We start from the raw sequence: 864 nt of genomic DNA, 5'->3' as shown, positions 1-864 counted from the left end.
CCATACGCCCATATCTGCCGCAACTCCAACCGCTTGAGCCGTGGTATTTGGAATATCATGAAACTTCAAATCTAAAAATACATCAAAGCCTAGACGATGTAAGTCTTCAACCACTTGCGGACCGCATCGGGTATACAACTCTTTCCCAACCTTCACACGACATAGTTTTGGGTCTAGCTGCTGCGCCAATTCAATCGCAGACTCTTTTGAAGGAAAATCAAGAGCGACCAAGATAGGCGAACTTACATTTGCATTAGTCATAAAAAACACACTATAGAAAATATTGAACTGTCATTGATATCGAGAGGATTATAACCGCTAGAAAGTGACAGGGTGATAAAACGAAAATTGGGCGGGAGGAAGTCTATCGAAGATCAAAAACTTCGACAATAAATAAGCGTTCTAAGAAAAATAAAACTCAGTTTTAAGCCTGCTTAGTGCGTTGAAGCTCGCGTTCAACCTTTAGCAATCTGCTCTTGATTGCAATGTTACTTGGTAATCTCACGAGATACCCAAACACGCCACCAAGGGAAAACATAATTAGCAGTGCAACACCAGCACTGACATCGATATTGCCTATCAAGTAATCGACGCTCAAGCGTTCACTATTAGATAAGGCAAACGCAACACCTAAAGCGACGAGTGCCGCGAGCAATATTACTTCAATGAGCAAAACTAGCTTAGACATGATGCGTAGCTCGACCTTTAATAACCATGCTTAAGGCTATCATTTACGATGTCACGCAGCTCTTTACCAGGCTTAAAATGCGGAACATGCTTTGCTTCAAGCGTAACGGACTCACCAGTTTTCGGGTTTCTGCCAACGCGTGGAGAACGATAGTGAAGCGAAAAGCTACCAAAGCC

The 864-nt window shown here is 42.8% G+C and carries 3 protein-coding genes; all 3 read right to left on the bottom strand.

What is annotated here, in order from left to right:
* A partial coding sequence (locus A3739_RS21430) for an orotidine 5'-phosphate decarboxylase / HUMPS family protein (RefSeq protein WP_197472479.1) occupies positions 1-261 on the bottom strand: 261 nt, incomplete at its 3' end.
* Positions 262-424: 163 nt separating this feature from the next.
* Positions 425-688: a LapA family protein gene (locus A3739_RS21425; RefSeq protein ID WP_068477001.1), complete on the bottom strand. Its 264-nt coding sequence runs from the start codon at positions 686-688 to the stop codon at positions 425-427.
* Positions 689-705: 17 nt separating this feature from the next.
* Positions 706-864: HU family DNA-binding protein (locus A3739_RS21420; RefSeq protein ID WP_197472478.1), on the bottom strand; the 159-nt coding region annotated here is incomplete at its 5' end.

It is taken from the genome of Oleiphilus sp. HI0067 (assembly GCF_001635735.1).
This window is presented reverse-complemented; position numbering and strand designations above follow the sequence as displayed.

What these genes read in the sequence shown, in the direction of transcription:
- A3739_RS21425 (WP_068477001.1), bottom strand. Translation starts at nt 688, where the DNA reads ATGTCTAAGCTAGTTTTGCTCATTGAAGTAATATTGCTCGCGGCACTC.